Origin of the sequence: Lysobacter oculi, assembly GCF_003293695.1 — a bacterium.
Classification (GTDB): domain Bacteria; phylum Pseudomonadota; class Gammaproteobacteria; order Xanthomonadales; family Xanthomonadaceae; genus Solilutibacter; species Solilutibacter oculi.
On sequence record NZ_CP029556.1, the window covers coordinates 2,267,251 to 2,291,619 of the forward strand.

20 protein-coding genes, 1 tRNA gene and 1 pseudogene are annotated in these 24,369 nt (G+C 67.8%); 16 read left to right on the forward strand and 6 right to left on the reverse strand.

The window, feature by feature from the left end; genetic code table 11:
* Positions 1 to 29: 29 nt before the first annotated feature.
* The gene (gene gspG / locus DCD74_RS10925; RefSeq protein WP_112927339.1) at positions 30 to 470 is read right to left on the reverse strand and encodes a type II secretion system major pseudopilin GspG; all 441 of its coding nucleotides are present in this window, start codon (positions 468 to 470) and stop codon (positions 30 to 32) included.
* 306 nt (positions 471 to 776) lie between these two features.
* On the opposite strand from gspG, the pseudogene DCD74_RS10930 reads away from it, so the two are divergent.
* Positions 777 to 2,569, forward strand: a pseudogene (locus DCD74_RS10930) (S8 family peptidase).
* Between the two features lie 319 nt (positions 2,570 to 2,888).
* On the opposite strand, the gene DCD74_RS10935 reads toward DCD74_RS10930, so the two are convergent.
* Positions 2,889 to 2,965 (reverse strand) — tRNA-Arg (locus DCD74_RS10935).
* Positions 2,966 to 3,061: 96 nt separating this feature from the next.
* A complete protein-coding gene (gene aqpZ / locus DCD74_RS10940) occupies positions 3,062 to 3,799 on the reverse strand; it encodes an aquaporin Z (RefSeq protein WP_112927340.1) in 738 nt (245 codons plus the stop codon).
* A gap of 196 nt (positions 3,800 to 3,995) precedes the next feature.
* On the opposite strand from aqpZ, the gene DCD74_RS10945 reads away from it, so the two are divergent.
* The 7 genes from DCD74_RS10945 to DCD74_RS10975 all read left to right on the forward strand — a co-directional run bounded on the left by DCD74_RS10945 (position 3,996) and on the right by DCD74_RS10975 (position 10,760).
* Positions 3,996 to 4,475 carry a c-type cytochrome gene (locus DCD74_RS10945; RefSeq protein WP_112927812.1) on the forward strand — a complete coding sequence of 160 codons (480 nt, stop codon included), beginning with the start codon at positions 3,996 to 3,998 and terminating at the stop codon, positions 4,473 to 4,475.
* A gap of 127 nt (positions 4,476 to 4,602) precedes the next feature.
* Positions 4,603 to 6,318, forward strand: a complete 1,716-nt coding sequence (locus DCD74_RS10950) for an ExeM/NucH family extracellular endonuclease (protein WP_112927341.1) — start codon at positions 4,603 to 4,605, stop codon at positions 6,316 to 6,318.
* A 35-nt stretch (positions 6,319 to 6,353) separates the two neighbouring features.
* Entirely contained in the window at positions 6,354 to 7,034 is a 681-nt protein-coding gene (locus DCD74_RS10955; protein ID WP_112927342.1) for an alpha/beta hydrolase, read from the forward strand.
* Entirely contained in the window at positions 7,034 to 8,122 is a 1,089-nt protein-coding gene (zapE, locus tag DCD74_RS10960) for a cell division protein ZapE (RefSeq protein WP_112927343.1), read from the forward strand. Before DCD74_RS10955 ends, zapE begins: the two co-directional genes overlap by 1 nt.
* 93 nt (positions 8,123 to 8,215) lie before the next feature.
* Positions 8,216 to 8,677: a bacteriohemerythrin gene (locus tag DCD74_RS10965; protein ID WP_112927344.1), complete on the forward strand. Its 462-nt coding sequence runs from the start codon at positions 8,216 to 8,218 to the stop codon at positions 8,675 to 8,677.
* Between the two features lie 39 nt (positions 8,678 to 8,716).
* Positions 8,717 to 9,436: an SIMPL domain-containing protein gene (locus tag DCD74_RS10970; RefSeq protein ID WP_112927345.1), complete on the forward strand. Its 720-nt coding sequence runs from the start codon at positions 8,717 to 8,719 to the stop codon at positions 9,434 to 9,436.
* Between the two features lie 13 nt (positions 9,437 to 9,449).
* Positions 9,450 to 10,760, forward strand: a complete 1,311-nt coding sequence (locus tag DCD74_RS10975; RefSeq protein ID WP_112927346.1) for an amidohydrolase — start codon at positions 9,450 to 9,452, stop codon at positions 10,758 to 10,760.
* Here DCD74_RS10975 and DCD74_RS10980 read toward each other — a convergent pair whose 3' ends face one another.
* Positions 10,761 to 12,584: a monovalent cation:proton antiporter-2 (CPA2) family protein gene (locus tag DCD74_RS10980; RefSeq protein ID WP_112927347.1), complete on the reverse strand. Its 1,824-nt coding sequence runs from the start codon at positions 12,582 to 12,584 to the stop codon at positions 10,761 to 10,763.
* Between the two features lie 59 nt (positions 12,585 to 12,643).
* Between DCD74_RS10980 and queF the strand changes: the two genes are divergently transcribed.
* From queF to DCD74_RS11015, 7 genes are all read left to right on the forward strand, one after another.
* Complete coding sequence (gene queF, locus DCD74_RS10985) at positions 12,644 to 13,468, forward strand: NADPH-dependent 7-cyano-7-deazaguanine reductase QueF (RefSeq protein WP_112927348.1); 825 nt, start codon at positions 12,644 to 12,646, stop codon at positions 13,466 to 13,468.
* Positions 13,469 to 13,559: 91 nt separating this feature from the next.
* Entirely contained in the window at positions 13,560 to 13,886 is a 327-nt protein-coding gene (locus tag DCD74_RS13120; protein ID WP_112927813.1) for a LysM peptidoglycan-binding domain-containing protein, read from the forward strand.
* A 44-nt stretch (positions 13,887 to 13,930) separates the two neighbouring features.
* Entirely contained in the window at positions 13,931 to 14,419 is a 489-nt protein-coding gene (locus DCD74_RS10995) for a hypothetical protein (protein ID WP_112927349.1), read from the forward strand.
* A gap of 195 nt (positions 14,420 to 14,614) precedes the next feature.
* Positions 14,615 to 16,840, forward strand: coding sequence for an NADP-dependent isocitrate dehydrogenase (locus DCD74_RS11000; protein WP_112927350.1), 2,226 nt, complete (start codon positions 14,615 to 14,617; stop codon positions 16,838 to 16,840).
* A gap of 140 nt (positions 16,841 to 16,980) precedes the next feature.
* Positions 16,981 to 17,841, forward strand: coding sequence for a class I SAM-dependent methyltransferase (locus DCD74_RS11005; RefSeq protein ID WP_237049598.1), 861 nt, complete (start codon positions 16,981 to 16,983; stop codon positions 17,839 to 17,841).
* A gap of 114 nt (positions 17,842 to 17,955) precedes the next feature.
* The gene (locus DCD74_RS11010) at positions 17,956 to 18,501 is read left to right on the forward strand and encodes a pseudouridine synthase (RefSeq protein WP_112927351.1); all 546 of its coding nucleotides are present in this window, start codon (positions 17,956 to 17,958) and stop codon (positions 18,499 to 18,501) included.
* 93 nt (positions 18,502 to 18,594) lie between these two features.
* Positions 18,595 to 19,731, forward strand: a complete 1,137-nt coding sequence (locus DCD74_RS11015) for a hybrid sensor histidine kinase/response regulator (RefSeq protein ID WP_112927352.1) — start codon at positions 18,595 to 18,597, stop codon at positions 19,729 to 19,731.
* 69 nt (positions 19,732 to 19,800) lie between these two features.
* Here the strand turns inward: DCD74_RS11015 and DCD74_RS11020 are convergent, their stop codons facing one another.
* Both DCD74_RS11020 and hrpB read right to left on the reverse strand, forming a co-directional pair.
* Complete coding sequence (locus DCD74_RS11020; RefSeq protein ID WP_112927815.1) at positions 19,801 to 20,121, reverse strand: hypothetical protein; 321 nt, start codon at positions 20,119 to 20,121, stop codon at positions 19,801 to 19,803.
* A gap of 116 nt (positions 20,122 to 20,237) precedes the next feature.
* Complete coding sequence (gene hrpB / locus DCD74_RS11025) at positions 20,238 to 22,772, reverse strand: ATP-dependent helicase HrpB (protein ID WP_162615997.1); 2,535 nt, start codon at positions 22,770 to 22,772, stop codon at positions 20,238 to 20,240.
* A 746-nt stretch (positions 22,773 to 23,518) separates the two neighbouring features.
* Here hrpB and DCD74_RS11030 point away from each other — a divergent pair.
* Positions 23,519 to 24,310 (forward strand): TatD family hydrolase, encoded by a 792-nt coding sequence (locus DCD74_RS11030; RefSeq protein ID WP_112927354.1) that lies wholly within the window; start codon positions 23,519 to 23,521, stop codon positions 24,308 to 24,310.
* The last annotated feature ends 59 nt before the right edge of the window (positions 24,311 to 24,369 follow it).

The following is a 24,369-nucleotide window of genomic DNA, read 5'->3' on the forward strand; positions in this document are numbered from 1 at the left end:
CGCAGGCGCGCCGGCTTCCACATCCACCCTTATTCGTTGGCGATGTCGGCATCGACGCTGGAACCGCCCGGCTTGCCATCGCGGCCCAGACTGGTCAGCTCGAACGGCTTGCCCTGGCCCGGCACCTTGTAGCCGATGGCATTGCCCCAGGGGTCCTTGAGTTCCAGCGCCTTGGCGTACGGGCCCAGCCAGCCGCTGCCGCCCGCCGGCGCGGTGACCAGTTCGTCGAGCTGCGCGGGGTAGCGGCCGACATCCAGCTTGAACTGCTCGATCTTGTCGGCCGTGGTCTGGATCTGCGCCTTGGCCAGGCCGACCTTGGCGCGGTCGCCGCCACCGAGGATGCGCGATGCGGCGAAGGCCACCACCACGCCGATCAGCATCACCACCAGCACGATCTCGATGAGGGTGAAGCCAGCCTGCCGCCGATTGCCCAGCCGGATAGCGATACGCGATTTCGACGCTCGACTCATGCCTCTGCACCTCGACGGGGGACGGGCTATTCCACAGCACATCCGTGAAAGCGGCAACCGGGCGGCCTGATGCAGGCAATCCCTAGGCAATCGCATGTCTGGGGCTGGATTGCTAACAAAAACATAACAATATTGTTCATCTATGTTTCTGTTCTGTGAAACAGATCACGAATTAACACTTGAAAAAGTTCGTATAAGTCATTCATGGAGGCTTAAGGTCGGCGCCCTCCATTGCACGGGCAATCCCCCGCTGCCCCGTGGCTGCACATCCCCGAGCCGATTTCCCTGCACCCAAGGTGACGCTTAATGTCCACGAACTTCAGCAAGTCCCTGCGCAAGACCCTGCTTGCGACGGCCACCGCGGCCATCCTCTCCCCGCTGGCCATCGCCCCCGTCTTTGCGCAGAACGCGAAGATCAAGACGGCCGGCCTCGACAACCCGGCCAGCTACAACGGCTTCATCGTCCGCTACAAGGCGGGCACGGAGCAGCGCAAGAACCCCAACCTCATCCAAGGCGCGCTGGACCGCAGCGAATCGATGCTGCCGAACGCGATGGCCCGTGGCATCGCCGGGGGTGCCGTCAAGGGCAACCCGGTCGCGCTGCGCCATTCGCGCCGCCTCGCCATCGGCTCCGACCTTGTGCGCCCCAACCGCCGCCTGAGCCGCGATGAAGCCACCGCCGTGATGCAGGCCATCGCCGCCGATCCGAACGTGGAGTACGTCGAGCCCGACTACATCATGGTCAAGAGCTGGACCCCGAACGACACCCACTACGGCCTGCAGTACGGCTACGCCAGCGGCACCGGCGGCGCCCGCGTCGACCAGGCCTGGGACACGGCACGCGGTGCCGGCGTGGTGGTCGCGGTGCTCGACACCGGCATCACCAGCCACAGCGACCTCAACGCCAACGTGCTGCCGGGTTATGACTTCATCACCGATTCCGCCGCTGCCCGCGACGGCAATGGCCGCGACAGCAACCCGGCCGACCAGGGTGACTGGGTCACCGGCCAACCAGTGCGGCGGCACGCATGCCGCGCAGAACTCCAGTTGGCACGGCACCCATGTGGCGGGCACCGTTGCGGCCGTGACCAACAACGGCACCGGCGTGGCGGGCGCGGCACCGAACGCCAAGATCGTCCCGGTGCGCGTGCTCGGCGCCTGCGGCGGCACCACCTCGGACATCGCCGACGCCATCGTCTGGGCTTCGGGCGGCAGCGTGAGCGGCATCCCGGCCAACGCCAACCCGGCTGAAGTCATCAACATGAGCCTGGGGTCGAGCGTCGCCGCGACCTGTTCGTCCACCTACGCCAACGCCATCGCCAGCGCCAACAGCCGCGGCACCATCGTGGTGACGGCCGCCGGCAACGAAGGCACGACCGCCAACCACATGCCGGGCAACTGCCCGGGCGTCATCAACGTGGCGGCCAGCACGTCCACGGGCGCGCGTGCCAGCTACTCGAACTACGGTTCGCGCGTCCACATCACCGCACCGGGCGACCGCATCGCGTCCACGGTCAACAGTGGCACCACCACGCCGTCCACCGAGGGCTACAGCTACATGAGCGGTACCTCGATGGCGGCACCGCACGTGGCCGGCATCGTGGCCCTGGTCCAGTCCGCGGCCAGCACGCCGCGGACGCCGGCGCAGATGCTGCAGATCCTGCAGTCGACCGCACGCGCGATGCCCGGCGCATGCTCCGGTGGCTGCGGTGCAGGCCTGATCGATGCCAAGGCCGCCGTGGCCGCGGTCAGCGGTGGCGGCGGTGGCACCGATCCGCAACCGAACGATCCGACCGTGCTGCAGAACGGCGTGGCCGTGACCGGCATTTCCGGCGCGGCCAGCAGCGAGAAGCGCTGGACGGTGCAGGTGCCGGCCGGCCGCAGCAAGCTGACCATCACCATGGCGGGTGGCAGCGGTGACGCCGACCTGTACGTGCGTTTCGGCAGCGCGCCGACGACCAGTTCGTACAGCTGCCGTCCGTACCGCACCGGCAAACACCGAGACCTGCACGTTCAACGCGCCGGCCGCCGGCACCTGGCACGTGATGATCCGCGGCTACAGCAGCTACTCGGGCACCAGCCTGAAGGCGACGTACTGATCCAGGGACTGACACATCGTCATGGACGACGGAGCCCCGGCCACTGGCCGGGGCTTTTTCATGGGGAGGGGGAAAGCTGGCCGGCTTTCGTGCCGTTCGATTGCGTCGCTCAGGCCGGACGCGGTGCTGTGCCGATGACGCCCGGCAACGACGAATGCTAATCGTGCTGCAATGGCCCGGGAATCACGGAAGGAAGCCATCAAAGATGGCGCGCCTGGAGGGGAGAGGGGCTGCGTTTGCGAAGCATCGCTTCGCGCAGACCCGAGCGCCCGAAGGCTGCGCCTGAGGGCCGGAAATCACGGAAGGAAGCCATCGGAGATGGCGCGCCTGGAGGGATTCGAACCCCCGACCAATGGCTTCGGAAGCCACTACTCTATCCGGCTGAGCTACAGGCGCCTTGCACCGCCGCGTGTGTGAGCGCGACGGGCCGGCAAGTGTAGCCGCTCGGCACCGCGATGCGAAACCGCGGTGCCGGGGGCATGGCAGGACCGGTCAGCCGCGTTCGTCGGCACCCAGCCATTTGTAGATGACGCCGCCAAGCACCGCGCCGATGAACGGCGCCAGCCAGAACAGCCACAGCTGCGAGATCGCGCCGCTGCCGGCGAACAGCGCCACGCCGGTGGAGCGCGCCGGGTTCACCGAGGTATTGGTGACCGGGATGCTGATCAGGTGGATCAACGTCAGCCCCAGACCGATGGCGATCGGCGCGAAGCCGGCCGGTGCGCGCTTGTGGGTGGCGCCCATGATGATGATGAGGAACATCGCGGTCATCACGATCTCGCAGGCCAGCGCCGCGGCCATCGAATAGCCGCCGGGTGACAGCGCGTCGAAGCCGTTGCTGGCGAAGGTGCCGGCCGTCGCCGCATCTCCCCCTGCCGATGGGGTGATGGCCGTGCCGTTGCCGGTCGCGATGAAGTACAGCAGGCCGCCGGCCAGGATCGCGCCGAGCACTTGGGCGACGATGTAACCGGGCAGCTCGCGCGCCGGGAAACGTCCGCCGGCCCACAGGCCCACGCTGACCGCCGGGTTGAAGTGGCCGCCCGAGATATGCCCGAACGCATACGCGCCGGTCAGCACGGTCAGGCCGAAGGCCAGTGCCACGCCGACCAGGCCGATGCCGAGTGGATTACCGTCGCCGCCGAACTTCGCGGCCAGCACCGCGCTGCCGCAACCGCCCAGCACCAGCCAGAAGGTGCCGATGAACTCGGCCGCCCATTTCTTCGTCTGCATTCCAGAACCCCCATCGATGGCGCCTCGCTGGCGCAGGGGCACGCTAGCCCAAAAGCCCGCGTCCGGGCGACCGCCGGGCCCGCTGGTGGGCGGTTTCTCCGGCCTTTATACTGCGGGGCTGAGGCATGGCCGCTCGGGCTGTGCGGGATGGAAGCACGTGAACAAGAGCGACTCGCTATTCCTGAAGAAATTCTCCATGGTCATCGGCTTCCTGCTGCTGCTGACGCTGGTCCTGATCCTGTTCGCGCACCATCTGAACAAGCTGCTGCCGCACGAGCAGACCGAACAGGCCAAGGCGCAGGTCGAAGCGCGCATCGCGCCGGTTGGCGCCGTGTACGCCGGCCGTGACGGCGTGGCCCAGCAGATGGCCGCCGCCGAGGCGATGAAGGCAGCCGCCTCGTCCAATGCCGCATACGGCGGCACGATGGACGGCAAGGTCATCTACGACAGCCTGTGCACCGGCTGCCACACCTCCGGTGCGGGCGGCGCGCCCAAGCTGGACGCCGCCGGCATCGGCGCACGCATGGCGGCCCAGGGCGCGGACGAGCTGGTCAAGAAGGCCATCGAAGGCTTCACCGGTTCCAGCGGCGTGATGCCCGCCAAGGGTGGCAACCCGGCGCTGACCGACGACCAGGTCAAGGCCACCGTCGAGTGGATGATCGGGCAGAGCAAGTAAGCCGCCCGCCATCGACCCCCGCAACGCCGCCTCCGGGCGGCGTTGTCGTTTCCGGGCCCCTGCGATGCGGCCATGCGCCCGCCGCCTGCGCATGGAACACTGTCGCTTTCCACCCGACGCCCACCCGATGCGCCTGACCCGTCCGCTTCCCGCCGTGCTCGCCGCCGCCATCCTCGCGGCCTGCGCCAGCCTGCCGCCCGCGCCTTCGACCATCGCCATCGGTTCCGTGCAGGGCAGTGGCCCGCGCAGTCCGCTGGAAGGGCGCGAGGTGGTGGTGGAAGGCGTCATCAGCGCGGATTTCTCCGCCGGCCTGGGCCGCTGGGTGCTGCAGGGCGCGGGTGATGGGGACGAGGCGACTTCGGATGCGGTGTTCCTGGCGGGCAGCGATCCCGCGCTCGCGGTCGGCGCGCATGTACGCGTGCGCGGCGCGGTGGCCGAGCGCGAAGCCGGCGACAGAACCACGCTGACGGTGATCGAACTGGCCGGCGTCGAGCGGCTGCCGGATGCGGCCTTGCCCACCGCGCGAAGGCTGGCCGCCGTGCCCGCCGATCCGGCGGTATGGGAATCATTGGAGGCGATGTCGGTGGCGATCGATGCGCCGCTGACGCTCGTCGATACCCGTAACGCCGCGCGCTTCGGCGAATGGCAGGTGGCGCTGGGCGACCGGCCATGGACGCCGACCGAAGTCGCGCTGCCGGGCGAGGCCGCCAACGCGCTGGGCCGGCAGAACCGGGCGCGGATGCTGTGGCTGGATGATGGCGATGCCCGCGCCAATGCCGGCACCGCGATGAGCCGCGACATCCCGCGCACCGGCAGCACGCTGGCCACGGTCAGCGGCATCGTCGACGAACGCGCCGGCCGCTACCGCCTGCAGCTGGCCGCCGCGCCGGGCGTGCAGGCCGGCGCGCGGCCACAGCCGCCCGCGCGGATGGGCGAAGTGCGCATCGCCGCGATGAACATCGAGAACCTGTTCAACGGCGACGGCCAAGGCGGCGGCTTCCCGACCGAACGCGGCGCGAAGTCGCAGGCCGAATACCTGCAGCAGCGCGCCAAGCGGGTCGCCGCGCTGGCCGGGCTGGATGCCGATGTCGTGGCGCTGATGGAACTGGAGAACGATGGCGCCGGCCCGCTGTCCTCCGAGTCGCAATTGGTCGCCGCGCTCAATGCCGCGCATGGCGGCGACTGGCGCGCGGTACCGATGCCGGCCAATGCCAGCACCGATGCGATCCGTGTCGGGCTGATCTACCGCGCCTCGAAGCTGCGCCCGATCGGTGGCTCGGCCACGCTCGACAGCGGCCCGTTCCGTAACCTGAGCCGCCCGCCGCTGGCGCAGGCTTTCCGCGCCGGCAACGGCCCGGTGTTCACCGTGGTCGCCAACCACCTCAAGTCGAAGGGCTGCCGCGATGCCAAGGGCGCCGATGCCGACCAGCGCGACGGCCAGGGCTGCTGGAACGCCAGCCGGCTGGAATCCGCGCGCCGCCTCGACGGCTGGCTGCGCCAGCGCCTCGGTGCCCGGCTCGACGCGCCGGTGGTGATCCTCGGCGACTTCAACGCCTATGCCATGGAAGACCCGCCGCGCTGGCTGCGCGAAGCCGGTTGGCGCGACGCCTTCAAGGAAGCCGGCATCGCGGATCCCTATTCCTATGTATATGACGGCCAGATCGGCCGCCTCGACCACGCGCTGCTGAGCCCGGCGCTGGCGGCGCGCCTGCAGGGTGCGGCGGAATGGCACATCAATGCCGACGAGCCGGACGCGCCCGAACCTGCCGATGCGCCGGCCACGCCCTGGCGCAGTTCCGACCACGATCCGCTGGTGATCGACCTGCGCCTGCGCAGCCGGTGAATGGGGCCACGGGCGCACGCCGCTAAAATGCGCGGATGACGCAGCAACCCGCATTCCCCGACGCCGACACATCGCTCACCCTGACCGGCCCGGCCGGCGTGCTGGAGGTGGTGGTCGAATATCCCGAAGCCGATGCGGAGGCCGCCGCGCAGCCGGTGGTCGCCATCGTCTGCCACCCGCTGCCCACCGAGGGCGGCACCATGAACAACAAGGTGGTGACGATGGCCGCGCGTGCCCTGCGCGAGCTCGGCATCACCACGGTGCGGTTCAATTTCCGCGGCACCGGGAATTCCGCCGGTGAGTTCGATGAAGGCGAGGGCGAGCGCGACGACCTGCGTGCCGTCGCCGACTGGGTACGCGCCGCGCGCCCCGATGCCGCCCTGTGGCTGGCCGGTTTCAGCTTTGGCGCCTATGTCTCGATCCGCGCCAGCGCCGAGCTGCAGCCGGCCGCGTTGATCTCGCTGGCGCCGCCGGCCGGGCGCTGGGATTTCGCCGACGCCGCGCCGGCCATGCCGTGGCTGGTGGTGCAGGGCGAGGAAGACGAGATCGTCGACCCGCATGCCGTCTACGACTGGCTGGAGAAGCTCGCGCCGCCGCAGCTCACCCTGGTGAAGATGCCGGCCTGCACGCATTTCTTCCACGGCAAGCTGGTGGACCTGCGCGGCGTGATCAAGAACACCGCCCGTCACTGGCTGCCGGCACCGGCCAACGCCTGATGGCCGGGCTTCCCTCGGAGCTGTACGCGGCTGGCGTCGCGCGCGGCGACTGGCAGGACGATCCCGCCCAACGTGCGGTGCTGGTGGAGCTCGACCGCCTGCATGCGGCACTCGGCACGGCGCAGGGATCGACCGGGCTGCTGGGCCGGCTGTTCGGTCGTGATGAGGCTTCGGCCACGCGCGGCCTCTACCTGTGGGGCGGCGTGGGGCGCGGCAAGACTTTCCTGGTCGACCTGTTCTACGACAGCCTGGATTTCCCGCAGAAGCAACGCGCGCACTTCCACCGTTTCATGCGCGAGATCCACGCCCAGCTGAAAGCGCATGCCGGCGAGCGCGACCCGCTGGCGGCCATCGCCAAGCAATGGCGGCGCGAGATGCGCGTGCTGGTGCTCGACGAATTCTTCGTCACCGACATCGGCGACGCGATGCTGCTGTCGCGCCTGCTGGAGCGCCTGTTCGCCGAGGGCGTGGTGCTGGTCACCACTTCCAACACGGTGCCGGCCAATCTCTACAAGGACGGCCTGCAGCGCGCGCGCTTCCTGCCCGCCATCGCCCTGATCGAGCGCCATTGCGTGGTGATGGAAATCGCTTCCAGCACCGATTACCGGCTGCGCGAACTGACCCGTTCGCCGGTCTACCGCGTGCCCGCCGATGACGCCGGCGACGCCTGGCTGAGCGGACGCTGGCAGACGCTCACGCATGTCGCGCCCAAGGCCGGCGAACTGCAGGTGGATGGCCGCCCGATCCGCGTGCGTGCCCGCTGCCACGGCTTTGCCTGGTTCGATTTCGATGCGCTCTGCGAAGGCCCGCGCGCCGCCGCCGACTACATCGAGATCGCCCACGAATTCCACACCGTGCTGCTCGGCGGCATCCCGCGCTTCGATGGTGGCAACGACGATGCCGCGCGCCGTTTCGTTACCGCCATTGACGAGTTCTACGACCGCCACGTCAACCTGGTCTGCACCGCCGCCGCATCGCCTGTTGAGCTGTATGCCGGCGAGCGGCTGGCACATGCCTTCGAGCGCACCGCCTCGCGCCTCATCGAGATGCAGAGCGCCGAATACCTGGCCAGCGAACACCTCACCTGACATCGCGCGGGAGGCCTGCGTTTTTTGATCAGGCTCAACAGGCGGCGTACGGATCGCCCCTAGAGTGCGGGCCCGTCCCCACGGAAAACCCGCATGTCCCTGCTGATCTGGCAATCCGATCTCGATACCGGGATCGACGTCATCGACGAGCAGCACCACCGCATCGTCCATCTCATCAACCAGCTCCACCACGCCAACGAGAGCGGCAGCCGCGCCGAAGTCGGCGAGGTGCTGGAGGAACTGGTCGACTACACGCTCTCCCACTTCGCGTTCGAGGAAGAGTTGATGGAGGAAGCCGGCTACGCGCTCGGTCCCGCGCACAAGCGGGTGCACGAGATGTTCACGCGCCGCGTCGGCGAGTACAAGCTGCGCTTCGAAGCCGGCGACGACGTGGCCGGCGAGTTGAAGAGCATGCTCGCGCGCTGGCTGTTCAACCACATCCGCAGCGACGACAAGGCGTATTCGAAACACGTGCGCTGGTATCTGGACCGCTTCAGCAAGCAGCACCAGCAGGGTGGCTGGATGAAGCGCACGCTGGGCCGGTTGTTCGGGTGAACCTGCGTTAGCATCGGGGCTCCAACGGGGAGCCTGGCGATGCGCGTACTGCAGGGATTGGCACTGATGGCCGCGATGCTGGCGATGCCGGTATGGGCCGATTCACCGCTGCCCGATGGGCCGCATGTGGTCGCCAGCGGGCAGGCCAAGGTGGTGGTGGCGCCGGATGTGGCCGAGAGTTCGGTGTCGGTGGAAATCAATGCCGCGCAACCGGCCGAAGCCAAGCGGCGTGTCGATGTCGCGATCAACCGCTTCCTCGCGGCCCTGCATGCACAGGGCGTGGCCGAGGCCGACATCGAGGCCTCCGACCTGCGCCTGAGCGAAGACATCGACACCGATGACGAGGGCCGGCGGGTGTCCAACGGCTTCAGCGCATCGCGCACGGTGGAATTCAAGCTGCGCGACATCGGCAAGCTCAACGCGCTGCTGGATGACGCGCTGGCCGCCGGCATGAACCGTTTCGGCGACACCCGCTTCACATCCAGCCGCGCCGATGCCCTGCGTGCGGAAGCGCGTGCCAAGGCCGCGCGCAACGCCACCGAACGCGCCCGCGAACTGGCCGCCGGCTTCGGGGCCAAGCTCGGCGCGGTGTACAGCATCAACAGCGCCAACAACGACCTGGGCGCGCGTTACCGCTATGGCGCCACCAGCCTGGACCGCGTGGAAGTCAGCGGCACGCGCGCGCAGCCCGGCCGCTACCTCAAGCCCGAAATCGAATACAACGAGACCGTGACCGCGGTGTTCTCGATCCAGCCCTGACCGGACCACGCCCATGCGCATTCTGCTGATCGCCGCCGGCATCGCCGCCGCCCTCCACGCACCGGGCGCCTTCGCGCAGACCCGGCCCGATGTCGATGCCGCCGCGCGCAAGGTGCAGGCCGATGTCATCGCCTGGCGACGCGACTTCCACCAGCATCCCGAGCTCTCCAACCGCGAGGAGCGCACCGCCGCGAAGGTGGCCGAGCAATTGCGCAGGCTCGGCCTCAAGCCGCGCACCGGCATCGCGCACCACGGCGTGGTAGCGATCATAGAAGGCGGCAAGCCCGGCCCGAAGATCGCGCTGCGCGCCGACATGGATGCGCTGCCGGTGGCCGAGCAGGTGGACCTGCCGTTCGCATCGAAAGTGACCACCACCTTCAACGGCCAGCAGACCGGCGTGATGCACGCCTGCGGCCATGACGCACACACCGCGATCCTGCTCGGCGTGGCCGAGGCGCTGGTGTCGATGAAGGACCGGCTGCCCGGCCAGGTGATGCTGATCTTCCAGCCCTCCGAGGAAGGCGCGCCGCCGCCCGAGGAAGGCGGTGCGCCGCTGATGATCAAGGAAGGCCTGTTCAAGGACTTCAAGCCCGAGGCGGTGTTCGGGCTGCATGTGTTCTCGACCTTGCCGGCCGGCACCATCGGCTACCGCAAGGGGCCGTTCATGGCCGCCAGCGATTTCTTCAGCGTGCAGGTCACCGGCCGGCAGACGCATGGCTCGCGGCCGTGGGGCGGCATCGATCCCATAGTCGCCGGCGCGGATGTCATCGGCACGCTGCAATCCACCATCAGCCGCCGTACCGACATCTCGGCGCTGCCGGCGGTGCTGACCATCGGCGCGATCCACGGCGGCATCCGCAACAACATCATTCCCGATGAAGTGAAGATGCTCGGCACCCTGCGCACCTTCGACGACGGCCAGCGCCGGCGCATCGTCAACGACATGCGCAACGTGATCGAATCGGTCGCCCACGCGCACGGCGCGACCGGCAAGCTGGAGATCGGCGATGAAGCCGGCAACCCGGTCACCTACAACGACCCGGAGCTCACCGCACGCATCCTGCCCAGCCTGGAAGCGGTGGCCGGCGCCGGCAAGGTGGTGGAGACGCCGCTGATCATGGGCGCCGAGGACTTCTCGTACTACGCGAAGGAAGTGCCTTCGGTGTTCTTCTTCGTCGGCTCGACCGCGCCCGGCACCGACCCGCTGACCGCGCCGTCCAACCACTCGCCGCTGTTCAAGCTGGACGAATCCGCGTTGGATCTCGGTGTGCGCGCGATGCTGCAGCTGAGCCTGGACTACATGGAAGCCGCGCCGGCGCGTTGATCACGGCGGCGGCGCGGCGTCCTCGCGCTTGAGGACTTCGGCCAGCAGGCCTTCGCCCAGTTCGGCCTCGAACAACTGCTCCAGTTCGCGGCGCGCCTCCTGCGAGGTCTGGCGCAGCGCGTCCTCGTCGTCATAGACCAGATGCTGGGCGCGCAGCAGGCGTTCGTCGTGTTCGCGGAAACGCTGCGCGCGGTCGTCGGCCAGGTCGCGCGGCAGGCCCAGCGCCACCATCACGTCGCGGCCCATCTCCAGGCTGGAACCGAAGGTCTCGCGGATTGGCTTCACCCCGAAATCCATCAGCTTCCACGCATGCACGCGATCACGCGCACGCACGAAGATCTTGGCGTCGGGCCGCATCCGCCGCAGCAGGCGGACGATCCGCAGGCTGTCTTCCACCTTGTCCACCGCGACCACGAACACCTTGATGTTGTCGATGCCGGCCGCGCGCAGCAGATCGGGCTTGGACGGGTCGCCGTAGTAGATGGGGTTGCCGAAGCGGCGGAAGAACTCCACCTGCTCGACATCCGGGTCGATGGCGACGAAGCGGATCCGCTGCGAAAACAGCATGCGCGCGATGATCTGGCCGAAGCGCCCGAAGCCGGCGATCAGCACCTGCGGCGCGTCATCGGGGATTGCGTCGAAGGGCTGGCTGGGCGCGCCGCTGCGCTTGTGCTTGAGCGCGGCGGCCAGGCCCAGCACCAGCAGCGGCGTGGCCGCCATCGACAGGCCGACGATCGCAGTCAGCCGGTCGTGCAGGGCCTTGCCGATGAGCCCGGCGCGGTCGGCTTCGCTGAACACCACGAAGGCGAACTCGCCGCCCAGCGCCAGCACGCCGGCCAGCAGCAATGCGCCGCGCCCGTCCAGCTTGCCGGGGAAGCGCCCGATGAGCGTGAGCAGGGTGAACTTCACCGCCAGCAGCACCAGCACGCCGGTGGCGATCAAGCCCGGTGCCTGGGCCACCGCACGCAGGTCGATGCTCATGCCGACCGCCATGAAGAACAGGCCGAGCAGCAGGCCTTCGAATGGCTGGATCTGCGATTCCAGCTCGTGGCGGAATTCGGAATCCGCCAGCAGGACGCCGGCCAGGAATGCGCCCAGACCGGCGCTCAGGCCGGCCAGCTGCAACATCCACGCACTGCCCAGCACCACCAGCAGGGCGGCGGCGGTGAACACCTCGGGCATCTGGGTGCGGGCGATGATGCGGAACAGATGACGCAGCAGCAAGCGTCCGCCGGCGACCAGCAGTACGATCGCGCCGACGCCCTTGGCGACCGCCAGCCATGGCGAGCCGGTTTCCATCGCCGCCCGCGCACTGCCGAGCAGCGGGATGGCGGCCAGCAGCGGGATCGCCGCCAGGTCCTGGAACAGCAGGATGGCGAAGGCCAGCCGCCCGTGCGGGGCCTGCAGTTCGCCGCGCTCGGACAGCAGCTGCAGGCCGACCGCGGTGGAGGACAGTGCCAGCGCCATGCCGATCACCAGCGCGGTCTTCCAGCCCATGTCCTGGGTCATCGCCAGCGCGCCCAGCGCCAACGTGCACAGCGCGACCTGCAGGCCGCCGATGCCGAACACCGGCCCACGCATCGCCTTCAGCCGCGGCAGCGACAGTTCCAGCCCGATGACGAACAGCATCATCACCACGCCGATCTCGCTCGCGGTCAGCACGCGCTCGGGGTCGTGCACCACCTTCAGCGCATGCGGGCCCAGCAGCACGCCGACGAACAGGTAGCCCAGCACCGCACCCAGCCCGAAGCGCTTGAACACCGGCACCGCGACGACCGCCGCCAACAGGAACACCAACGCGAGTTCGAGACCACCACCGTGCATGCGCACCTCCTGCCGGGATTATGCGGGCGGCACGCACGCGCAGCGCGGATAATGGCGCGATGAACACGCACAACACCCCGGCCGGCAGCCTGCTTGGCCGCGAGACCGCCTATCCCGACCGCTACGACGCCGGCCTGCTGTTCCCCATTCCGCGCGCCGGTGCCCGCGCCGAACTGGGTGTCGATGACGCCGCGTTGCCCTTCGTCGGCCACGACCGCTGGCATGCCTACGAACTCGGCTGGCTCGACCTGCGTGGCAAGCCGCATGCCGCGACCGCCACCTTCCAGGTGCCGGCGGATTCGCCGAACCTGATCGAATCCAAGTCCTTCAAGCTCTATCTCAACTCGTTCAACCGCGAGCGGGTGGGCGATGACGCGGCGCTGCGGGCGCGCATCGAAACCGATCTCTCGGCCGCCGCCGGTGCGCCGGTGACGATGGCCTTCGGACTGCCGCCGATGGCCGGAGCGTGGGATGCGGCGTGCATCGACGGCCTCGACATCGACATCGACGACTACGGCCCGCCCAACGCCGCGCACCTGCACGCGGCCACGGACGACATTGCCGAAGAGTGGCTGTATTCGGAACTGCTGAAATCCAATTGCCCGGTGACCGGCCAGCCGGACTGGGCGACGGTGGTGATCGGCTATCGCGGCCCGCGCATCGACCGCGCCGGCCTGCTGCGCTACCTGGTGAGCTTCCGCGACCACTGCGAATTCCACGAGCAGTGCGTCGAACGCATCCACATCGACCTGCACGCCCGCTGCCGCCCCGAATGGCTGTCGGTGGAGGCGCGTTACACGCGGCGCGGCGGCCTCGACATCAACCCGTGGCGGGCGACGCCGGGCATCGACGCGCCTCCGGCGTTGCGCGATCCCCGCCAGTGAGCGCGACCTGCATCCTTCATCCGGGCGCGATGTTTTCTTAACAGACGCCATGCGAGCCTGCCGCCGTCATCCCCACATGATGGAGGCCGCCATGGCCAACCCCAGCAACGATCCCTCCAAGCTCTCGCTCGCCGGCCTGGGCGGCAACAAGGACGGCGATTTCTCCGGCGTCACCGGTGGCAACAGCGCCAGCGGCGACAAGGCCGATTTCTCGGCGGTCACCGGTGGCAGCAGTGCCGCGGTGGGCGCGGGCGGCGGCAGCCAGAGCTACACGGTGAAGTCCGGCGATTCGCTGTCGAAGATCGCCAAGCAGGTCTATGGCGATGCCAAGCAGTGGCAGCGCATCTACGAAGCCAACCGCGACCAGATCAAGGACCCGGACCTGATCCATCCGGGCCAGACCTTCCAGATTCCCTGAACTTGCTGCTAAATAGTCCCGCACCCCTTTCTCCAGGAGTTCCAATGAACCGCAAGCACCTCACGATCGCACTGGCCTCCGCGCTGGTGGCCACCGTCGGCATCACCGGCTGCAAGAAGAAGGAAGAGCCGGTCGTCACCCCGCCGCCGGCCGCCGAAGCCCCGGCCAGCACCGTGCCGGCTCCGGAACCGATTCCGTCCGCCGCCCCGGCCACCATCGTCGCGGTCGAGCTGGGCAATGCGATCGGCGCCGACAACCGCGTCACCGCCGCCAATGCCGTGTTCGGCAAGACCGACACCATCTACGCCTCGATCAACACCAGTGGCGCGGCCACGGCGACCAACAAGCTCAACGCCAAGTGGTCCTACCAGGATGGTCAGACCGTCCACACCGAAGATCGCGCGATGCAGGGCGCGGACACCATCTACGAGTTCCACATCAACAACCCGAAGGGCTGGCCGGTCGGCAAGTACAAGGTCGACATCACCATCGATGGCGGCCAGCTGCAGACCCGCGAGTTCGAGGTCAAGTAATCGTCTTCCAAGTAATCCGCTTTGCCCGCAGGGCGAGCCGGGCGCGACGCGAGTCGCGCCCTTTTTTTCGCCCGCGCCGCCACCATCTGCTCAGTACGCCTGCGGATTTTTGCCCGCACCGGCGGCAGCGGCGACAATGGCCGCGACCTTTCCCGCGAAGCGGCACGCCGCCGCATCGCCCACGACGAGCCTTCCATGACCGACACGCCGAAGATCCTCTACACGCTCACCGACGAGGCCCCGCTGCTCGCCACCCATTCCTTCCTGCCGGTGGTGCAGGCCTTCGCGAAAAGCGCGGGGGTGGATGTCGAAACCCGTGACATCTCGCTGGCGGCGCGCATCCTCTCGCAGTTCCCGGAGCGCCTGGGTGACAGGAAGGTCAACGACGACCTGCACGAGCTGGGCGAACTGGCGAAGACGCCGGAAGCCAACATCATCAAGCTGCCCAATATCAGTGCCTCCGAGCCGCAGTTGAAGGCCGCGATCGCCGAATTGCAGAAGCAGGGCTTCGACATCCCCGATTACCCGGAAGACCCGCAGGACGATGCCGCCCGCGACACCAAGGCGCGCTATGACCGGGTCAAGGGCAGCGCGGTGAATCCGGTGCTGCGCGAAGGCAACAGCGACCGCCGCGCGCCGGCTTCGGTGAAGAACTACGCGAAGAAGCACCCGCACCGCATGGGCAAGTGGGAGGCGACATCGAAGTCGCACGTCGCGCACATGGACGAAGGCGATTTCTACGCCAGCGAGCAGTCGGTGACCTTTGACCACAACGGCAAGGTGCAGATCGAGCTGCTGGGCAAGGACGGCTCGGACGTCATCCTCAAGTCCAAGACCAAGGTGCTGCCGGGCGAGGTGCTGGATTGCGCGGTGCTGCGCGCCGACCAGCTGGCGGATTTCGTCGATGCGCAGATCGGAGATGCCAAGGCGCAGGGCGTGCTGTTCTCGCTGCACCTGAAGGCGACGATGATGAAGGTCAGCGACCCGATCATGTTCGGCATCGTGGTGCGCCGCTATTACAAGGCGCTGTTCGACAAGCACGGCGCGCTGCTGGAACGCATCGCCTTCGAGCCGGACAACGGCATCGGTGACCTTTACGCCAAGCTGGGTGAGTTGAGCGAGGCCGAACGCGCGGCGGTCGGGGAAACCATCGCGGAAATCTACGCGGCGAATCCCGGCCTGGCGATGGTGAATTCCGACAAGGGCATCACCAACCTGCATGTGCCGAGCGATGTCATCGTCGATGCCTCGATGCCGGCGATGATCCGCGACTCCGGCCGCATGTGGAACGTGGACGGCCAGCTGCAGGACACCAAGGCGCTGATCCCGGACCGCTGCTACGCCGGCATCTACCAGGTCGTCATCGACGACTGCAAGGCGAACGGCGCGTTCGATCCGGCGACCATGGGCAGCGTGCCCAACGTCGGCCTGATGGCGCAGAAAGCCGAGGAATACGGCAGCCACGACAAGACCTTCCGCATCCACCACGACGGCACCGTGCGCGTCACCGACGACACCGGCAAGGTGTGGATGGAACAGGACGTGCGTGCCGGCGACATCTTCCGCATGTGCCAGACCAAGGACGCGGCGATCGCCGACTGGGTGAAGCTCGCCGTCAACCGTGCGCGGCTGTCGAACACGCCCGCGGTGTTCTGGCTGGATGCGGCGCGCGCGCATGACCGCGAGATCATCGCCAAGGTCGAACACTATCTGCGCGACCACGACACGGGCGGGCTCGACATCAGCATCAAGTCGCCGGTGGAGGCGATGAAGCTGTCGCTCGCGCGCATCCGCGAAAGCAAGGACACGATCAGCGTCACCGGCAACGTGCTGCGCGATTACCTGACCGACCTGTTCCCGATCATGGAACTCGGCACCAGCGCCAAGATGCTGTCGATCGTGCCGCTGATGGCCGGCGGCGGCCTGTTCGAAACCGGCGCCGGCGGTTCCGCGCCCAAGCATGTGCAGCAGTTCGTGGCCGAGGACTATCTGCGCTGGGATTCGCTGGGTGAATTCCTTGCGCTGCAGGCTTCGCTGGAGCATCTCGCCGACAGCACCGGCAACGCGCGTGCCCGCGTGCTGGCCGATGCGCTGGATGCGGCGAACGGCCAGTTCCTCGACAACGACAAGTCGCCGACGCGCAAGATCGGCGGCATCGACAACCGTGGCAGCCATTATTGGCTTGCCCGCTACTGGGCCGAAGCCTTGGCCGCGCAGGACACTGATGCCGCATTGAAGGCCGCCTTCGCGCCGGTCGCCAAGGCGCTGGTCGATGGCGAAGCGCAGATCGTCGGCGAGTTGAACGGCGTGCAGGGCAAGCCGGTCGAGATCGGCGGCTACTACCGCCCCGACAACGGGCTGACCGACAAGGCGATGCGCCCGAGCGCCAGCTTCAACGCGGCGCTGGCCATGCTGGGCTGAGTGCCTGGTCATGTGTCGATGTGGAAAGCCCGGCGATGCCGGGCTTTTCTTTTGTCAATGACGAAGCGGGGCCGCGCGGCACATCCGTTTCATCCGCCGCGCGCTAAGCTGCCGGCCAGACAAATTCCCGGAGAATCGAGATGACCATGCCGCGTGTTTCCGCTGTCCTCACCGGCGTCGCGCTCTGCCTGCTCGCCGCCTGCACCCATGTCCCCGGCACGCGCGCGGAAGCCGCCGCGCAGGTCAACCGCGCCTGGGCCGAAGCCGATGCTTCGCTGCTCGCGCAGGCCATTGCCGGCACCTGGCGCGAGCCGGCCAACCGCGCGCGTGACGGCTATCGCCATCCGCAGCAGACGCTCGAATTCCTCCGCGTCGGCAGCCGCAGCCGCGTCATCGAAATCAGCCCCAGCACCGGCTGGTACAGCGAGATCCTCGCGCCCTACCTGCGTGCATCCGGCACCTACGTCGCCGCCAATGCCGCCGCGCCCGCCGACAGCGGCGCCGGCAAACGCGCCACCGGCTTGAAGGCGAAGTTCGCCGGCGAGCCCGCGCACTACGACCGCGTGCAGTGGCTGGAATACGACGGCAAGGCGCCCGCGTTCGGCGCGCCCGGTTCGGCGGATGTGGTGCTGACGTTCCGCAACGTCCACAACTGGGTGGCGGGCGACAACGCCGATGCCTATTTCAAGGCCTTTTTCGATGTGCTGAAGCCGGGCGGCGTGCTCGGCGTGGTGGACCATCGCGCCAAGCCGGGCACGTCGCTGGAGGCGATGAAGAAGTCGGGTTACCTGACCGAGGCGCTGGTGATCGACCTCGCCACGCGTGCCGGCTTCCAGCTGGATGCACGGAGCGAGGTCAACGCCAACCCGAAGGACACCGCCGACCACCCCAATGGCGTGTGGACGCTGCCGCCGACCAACCGCAACGACGGCAAGGACGTCGCGAAGTACAGGGCCATCGGCGAAAGCGACCGCATGACGCTGCGCTTCGTCAAACACTGAGTCCTGTCGGGTGCGATCCGGCGCGTCTTCCACATGCCGCGCCTCGGGGTTTCTCTTCGAGGTGGCGATGTCGCAGCGGCCCGCACGAACGACTTGCCCACATCACCCACACCGATGCTGATCGCCTTCAACAAACCGTTCGGCGTCCTCTGCCAGTTCACCGACCGCAGCGATCCGCCGCGCCCGACGCTGGCCGGCTTCGGCCTGCCGCCGGATGTGTACCCGGCCGGCCGCCTGGATTTCGATTCCGAAGGCCTGCTGCTGCTCACCGACGACGGGGCGCTCGCCCATCGCCTCACCGACCCGCGCCACAAAGAACCCAAGACCTACTGGGTGCAGGTGGAAGGCACGCCCGATGACGCGAAACTCGACGCGCTCCGCCGCGGCGTGGCGCTGAAGGACGGACTGACCCGGCCGGCCGCCGCGCGCCACATCGACCCGCCCGATCCCTGGCCGCGTGACCCGCCGGTGCGCTTCCGCAAATCGGTGCCCGATGCGTGGCTGGAACTCACCATCCGCGAGGGCCGCAACCGCCAGGTGCGGCGGATGACGGCGGCGGTCGGCCTGCCGACCTTGCGCCTGATCCGTGTGGCGATGGGCGATGTCGCGATCGCCGGTCTCGCGCCCGGCGAATGGCGCAGCCTGAACCGCGCCGGATGAACAATTCAGGTTAAGCGGGTCGCATTCAGCCTGTTCCCTGCAACCGTATACTCCAATGACTCATGGACAGTCTGTCCATCCGGGGATCGCCGCTTGCCGAACACCATCAGTACCGTCGCGGGTCGCATCCTGCTGGTCGACGACCAGCCCGCCAACCTGCGCGTGGTCACCATGCTACTGCAGCGCCGGCATTACGAAGTGGCGACGGCCAACGACGGGCGCAGCGCGTTGGAAGCGTGCCATCGCTTCAAGCCCGACCTGATCCTGCTCGACATGATGATGCCGGGCATGGATGGCTTCGAGCTGATGCGCGAGATCAAGCTCGACCCCGAGTTGATGCGGATCCCCACCGTCTTCCTCACCGCCGCGCAGGACCGCGATTTGCTGCTGCGCGCGTTCGATGTCGGCGCGGTCGACTACGTCACCAAGCCCTTCATCCCCGAGGAACTGCTGGCGCGGGTCAACGCCCACATCGTCCTCAAGCTGACGCGCGACCGGCTCGAGCGCGTCGCGCAGGAGCGCCAGGACCTGGTCAACCTGGTCGCCCACGACCTCAAAAACCCGCTCACCAGCGTGCTGTTCGCCAGCGACATGTTGCGCCAGCCCGACTGCAATCCCGAACGCGCGCCGCGCTACCTCGAAGTGATCTGCGAAGCGACGCAGGACGCCATCGGCTACATCCGCAGCTATCTGGAAACGCAGTCGCGCCGCCGCGACACCGACGGTCCGCCGCCGCGTGCATCGCTGCGCGAGACGGTGGAATGGCTGGTGGGCCGCTACGCCTTTCAGCTGGAAGCGCGTGGCCTGCAGATCGTCACCCAGGTCCCGACTCAGCCCTGCGAAGTCGGCATCGACCCCAAAGTGCTGCGCCAGGTCGCCGAGAATCTGGTGACCAATGCCAGCAAGTACGCATCCGAAGGCAAGGAGCTCGAATTCCAGGTGCGCCCCGGTGCGGAAGGCTATTGGCAGCTGCATGTGTCGGACCGCGGGCCGGGCATCCCGGCATCCAAGCAGCGCGAACTGTTCAAGCCGTTCACCCGGCTGGTCGAGAACGATGGCGACCACAACTCCAGCGGCCTCGGTCTTTCGCTGGCGCGCCAGATCATCATGAATGCCGGCGGCCACCTGTTCTACGAAGACCGTGAGGGCGGCGGCTCGCGTTTCATCATCGAGTTGCCGGAAGCCGGGCGCGAATTGCCCGCGGCACCGGAAACCGTCGCCGGCCTCTGAGCCACGCGATCCGCGCCCACGAAAAAGCCGCCCCGAAAGGCGGCTTTTGTTTATGACGATGTGGAGGCGTCAGCTGCTCTTGCGACGGCTGCCGCGCTTGGCTTCGACGCGCTTGGCGCTGCCTTCGATCGGCGCATCGGCCTCAAGACGCTTGGCGCGACGACGGGCGGCGTACCAGAGCAGGCCCGCGCCCGCCGCAGCCGCCACGGCGACCGCCGGGTTGCGGCGCACGAAGCGGGTGGCGACGCGCGTGCCGGTGCGCATCGCGCCGAGCGCCGCGCCGGTTTCGACCCACTTCAATGCCTTGTCCGGCATCGAATGCTTGAGGCTGCCGCCCAGCTGGCTGGCGATATCCGATGCGCGGCCGGCGATGTCTTCCAACTTGCTCATGCTGACTCCCTGCGCGAATGCGCGTGCGGTGAACGTGACCGCAGTCTGCGGGCGCAACCGTTTCCACTGCGTGAGCGGGATGCGCGGAATCCGGCTGTGGGCTGAACGTGGCGGCTTCACGTACCGCGTGGCTTCGCGCGATGCGTGGCCGTCGCGGTCCATGGATCATCCGGCCACGGATGCTTCGGGTATCGCCCCTTCATTTCCTTTTTCACTTCCGGATAGGTGCGGTCCCAGAACCCGCGCAGGTCCTGCGTCACCTGCAAGGGGCGGCCGCCGGGCGACAGCAGATGCAGCATCAACGGCACGCGCCCCTCCGCGATGCGCGGCGTATCCGCCAGCCCGAACAGTTCCTGCAGCTTGACCGCAAGCACCGGCGGCGCGGCCTCGCCATGGTCATCGAGCCGGTATTCGATGCGACGCTCCATGCCGGACGGCACCGTGATCCGTACCGGCGCGAGCTGGTCGATGCGGCTGCAGGTTGACCAGTCGATGTCAGATTTCAAGGCTTCGGTGAGCTCATCCGCCGACAATGCATCCAGCCGCGTCTTGCCGGCGAAGGCGGGCGCGAGCCAGTGGTCGAGCGTGGCAAGCAAGGCGTCATCGGAGAGATCGGGCAGTGCGAGTTCCGGCATCCACGCACGCAGGCATTGCACGCGGATGCGCCACTGCGAGGCAGCTTCGCTCCACGGCAAGGCGTCCAGGCCCAGTTCGCTCACGGCCCGGCTCAACGCCTTGGCGGCGAGCGCGGGATCGACGCGGCCGGTGGGCCTGGTCGAAATCACGATGCCATCGAAGCGCTCGATGCGCTCGCCGACCAGCGCGCGTTTTCCGGCATCCCAACGCAGTTCGTCGCCTTCGCGGAAATGCGCGGCGAAGTCTTCGCGCAGCCGTGCCTCGTCCACCGGTGCGGCACGCAACAGCAACGCATCCTTCGCCTCGTAGCGCAGTTCGCTGGCGACCAGCCAGGGCTCGCCGATGAGCGCACTGTCATCGAACACTCGCGCCATCCGCCCGTTGCTCAACTGGTAGCGCAGGCGATCGCTGCCATGGCGATAGGCGATGCGGTCCGGGAAGGCGTGCGCCAGCAGATCGCCGAGCGCATGCGCGGGCGCGTGGCGCGGCGGCGGGGAATCCACGCGCAACCGGCGGCGCCATTGCTTCGCGGCGGCATCGATGGTGGCGAGCGTCGAGCGGTTGGCATCGTGATCGACGCGGCCTTCGCGGAACGCGGCAAGCGCCTGCCAGCGCTGCGCGAGTGCATCACTGCGCGTGCGCAGCGGATCGCGTGCTTCGACCAGCGCGGCGAGATCGCAGGCGAGTGCGCGTCCGGCATCGTCGCGTGCGGCCAGCAGCATCGCCGCGAGTCGCGGATGCGTGCCGAGCACCAACATGCGGCGACCGGTGGCGGTGATCGTGCCTTCGGCATCCAGCGCATCGAGCCGCTGCAGCAGGTCACGCGCGGCGGCGAAGGCACCCGCTGGCGGCGCATCGACAAACCTCAGCGCATCGCTGCCCCAGGCCGCGAGTTCCAGTGCCAGCCCAGCCAACTCGACCTGCGCGATTTCCGCGCGACGCTGAGGCGCAAGCCGCTCGGATTCCGGCCACAGGCGATACGCCCAGCCTTCCGCCACGCGACCGGCACGACCCGCGCGCTGGTCGGCCGAGGCCTGCGCGATGCGGACGGCACCCAGCCGCGAAAAGCCGGAGTTGGGGTCGAAGCGCGGTTCGCGCGCGAGGCCGGCATCGATCACCACGCGCACGCCGGGCAGGGTGACGCTGGACTCGGCGACATTGGTGGCGAGCACGATGCGGCGGCGGCCATCGGCGGCGGGTTGCAGCACGCGCGATTGCTGCTCGACCGGCAGGTCGCCGTGAAGGGTGAGGACCTCGACGGGGCAGCTTGCCGGTGACGGCGCTGCCGTGAGCAAGCCGGGTCCCGAGCTTTCAAGCACATGCTGCACGCGCTGGATCTCGCGGATGCCCGGCAGGAACACCAGCACGTCACCGGGATGCGTGGCGAGCACGTGTTCGACGGCGCGACGTACCTGTGGCTCCAATGCCTCGTCGCGGCGCGCGGGGAAATGCGCCACCGACACAGGGAAACTGCGACCGGCGCTGCTGATGCGCGGTGCATCCAGCCAGCTGGCGAGTTTTTCGCCATCCAGCGTAGCCGACATCACCACGATCCGCAGGTCGTCGCGCACGCTGGTCTGCACATCGAGCGCGAGCGCCAGCCCGAGATCACCGGCCAGGTGTCGCTCATGGAATTCGTCGAAGACGATCGCGCCCACGCCTTCCAGCAGCGGATCCTCCTGCAGCAGCCGGGTGAGGATGCCTTCGGTGACGACTTCGATCCGCGTCGCCTTCGACACCTTCGACTCGAAACGGATGCGGTAGCCGACCGTTTCGCCCACCGCCTCGCCCAATTGCTTCGCCATGAAACCGGCCGCGGCCCGCGCGGCGACGCGACGGGGCTCCAGCATCAGGATTTTTCGGCCTGCCAGCCACGGCGCATCCAGCAGCGCCAACGGCAACTGCGTGGTCTTGCCGGCACCCGGCGGCGCCTCCAGCACCAAGCACGGATGCGCGGCAAGCGACGCGCGCACCTCGGGCAGGACGGCATTGATGGGGAATGCAGGCGAAGTCACTGCGCAAGGATACGGGGCGAGGTGCCGGTCGGATTGATGAGGGGGATCGGATAGCGAGTCAGGTTCGCCGCATCGCCCATTGATGGGGCAAGTCGAATCGGAATTGAAAGACGAGGACGTCTTCTTCCAACACGCATCACAACCGGGGCGATGCCTGGTCGCGTGCACCATCAATTGAAACAACGGACATGGATGCAAGAAACCGAATCGAAGTTGAAAGACAAACGCGTACTCATCCGGCACACATCGCAAGCCGATTTATCCGGTTGCACGCAGCATCAATCGAAGCAACGCACACGGATTCAAGAAGCCAAACCCAAACCAGAACACGAAGCCGCCATTCAAAAATCACATTCGCAAGCAGGGCCATGCCCGGTTGCGAGCAGCGTCCAGCGCGCCATGGATGGCGCGCGCCCGAGTCGAGGCAGGAAGCCTCGACCGAGGGAAAGCGCACGCGGCCGGGTGTGGCCCGGACCGAAGGCGCAAACCCAGCCACGAACAAACATCCCAAACAATCCGACATCCCACATCGCTATACCCACACCCGCATCCGCACCCAACCCCAAACACGCAAGCGTGCAAACACAACACACCAACATCACCACACCCAAATACAAACCCAGCGCGTCCAGGCAAGACCCCACAAGCGATGAGTCCCCGAGGCGCGATGACCGCGCCCTTCGACCCACCCCGTCCATCCGGCTTGAAGTGGCAAAGCCCACGCCCACCCTTCGTACAATGCGCGGATGCACATGATCGACATCGGCGCCAACCTCACCCACGACAGCTTCGACCGCGACCGCGACGCCGTCCTGCAACGCGCACGCGCGGCCGGCGTGACAAAAATGATCATCACCGGCGCCTCGCGCGAACACTCGCCGATGGCCCTCGAACTGGCCCAAGCACACCCCGGCGAACTCTTCGCCACCGCCGGCGTCCACCCCCACCACGCCAGCGAATACACCGCCGAATGCGACGCCGAAATGCGCGCCCTGCACACGCATCCGGAAGTCGTGGCCGTCGGCGAATGCGGCCTCGACTACTTCCGCGATTTTTCCCCGCGCCCGATGCAGCGCAAGGCCTTCGAGATGCAACTGCAGATCGCCGTCGACACCGGCAAACCACTGTTCCTGCACCAGCGCGACGCCCATGCCGACTTCATGGCGATGATGAAGAACTTCGAAGGCCGCATCGGGCCCGCCGTGGTCCATTGCTTCACCGGCAGCCGCGAAGAACTCTTCGACTACCTGGACCGTGACTGGCACATCGGCATCACCGGCTGGCTCTGCGACGAACGCCGCGGCGCCCACCTGCGCGAACTGGTGAAGTCAATCCCGCGCAACCGCCTGATGATCGAAACCGACGCACCCTACCTGCTGCCGCGCACCCTGCAGCCGATGCCCAAAGACCGCCGCAACGAGCCCGCCTTCCTCGCCCACATCGCCGAAGAACTCGCGCGTGACCGTGGCGAGACACTCGAAGACGTGATGCAGGCCACCACCGACACTGCCCGCGCATTTTTCCGCCTGCCGGGCTGAGCCGGAGCCGCGTGACCCGTCGCGCCCACAATTACTGAACCTGCCGGTACACTAGCTCC

Excerpts from the sequence above, each read along its gene's own strand:
- DCD74_RS11000 (WP_112927350.1), top strand. The coding sequence starts at position 14,615 with ATGACCGACACGCCGAAGATCCTCTACACGCTCACCGACGAGGCCCCG.
- DCD74_RS10980 (WP_112927347.1), bottom strand. The coding sequence starts at position 12,584 with ATGCACGGTGGTGGTCTCGAACTCGCGTTGGTGTTCCTGTTGGCGGCG.
- DCD74_RS11030 (WP_112927354.1), top strand. The coding sequence starts at position 23,519 with ATGCACATGATCGACATCGGCGCCAACCTCACCCACGACAGCTTCGAC.
- DCD74_RS10975 (WP_112927346.1), top strand. The coding sequence starts at position 9,450 with ATGCGCATTCTGCTGATCGCCGCCGGCATCGCCGCCGCCCTCCACGCA.
- aqpZ (WP_112927340.1), bottom strand. The coding sequence starts at position 3,799 with ATGCAGACGAAGAAATGGGCGGCCGAGTTCATCGGCACCTTCTGGCTG.
- queF (WP_112927348.1), top strand. The coding sequence starts at position 12,644 with ATGAACACGCACAACACCCCGGCCGGCAGCCTGCTTGGCCGCGAGACC.
- DCD74_RS10950 (WP_112927341.1), top strand. The coding sequence starts at position 4,603 with ATGCGCCTGACCCGTCCGCTTCCCGCCGTGCTCGCCGCCGCCATCCTC.
- DCD74_RS11020 (WP_112927815.1), bottom strand. The coding sequence starts at position 20,121 with ATGAGCAAGTTGGAAGACATCGCCGGCCGCGCATCGGATATCGCCAGC.
- gspG (WP_112927339.1), bottom strand. The coding sequence starts at position 470 with ATGAGTCGAGCGTCGAAATCGCGTATCGCTATCCGGCTGGGCAATCGG.
- DCD74_RS10970 (WP_112927345.1), top strand. The coding sequence starts at position 8,717 with ATGCGCGTACTGCAGGGATTGGCACTGATGGCCGCGATGCTGGCGATG.
- DCD74_RS10995 (WP_112927349.1), top strand. The coding sequence starts at position 13,931 with ATGAACCGCAAGCACCTCACGATCGCACTGGCCTCCGCGCTGGTGGCC.
- zapE (WP_112927343.1), top strand. The coding sequence starts at position 7,034 with ATGGCCGGGCTTCCCTCGGAGCTGTACGCGGCTGGCGTCGCGCGCGGC.
- DCD74_RS10945 (WP_112927812.1), top strand. The coding sequence starts at position 3,996 with ATGGTCATCGGCTTCCTGCTGCTGCTGACGCTGGTCCTGATCCTGTTC.
- DCD74_RS11005 (WP_237049598.1), top strand. The coding sequence starts at position 16,981 with ATGACCATGCCGCGTGTTTCCGCTGTCCTCACCGGCGTCGCGCTCTGC.
- DCD74_RS11010 (WP_112927351.1), top strand. The coding sequence starts at position 17,956 with ATGCTGATCGCCTTCAACAAACCGTTCGGCGTCCTCTGCCAGTTCACC.
- DCD74_RS13120 (WP_112927813.1), top strand. The coding sequence starts at position 13,560 with ATGGCCAACCCCAGCAACGATCCCTCCAAGCTCTCGCTCGCCGGCCTG.
- DCD74_RS10965 (WP_112927344.1), top strand. The coding sequence starts at position 8,216 with ATGTCCCTGCTGATCTGGCAATCCGATCTCGATACCGGGATCGACGTC.
- DCD74_RS10955 (WP_112927342.1), top strand. The coding sequence starts at position 6,354 with ATGACGCAGCAACCCGCATTCCCCGACGCCGACACATCGCTCACCCTG.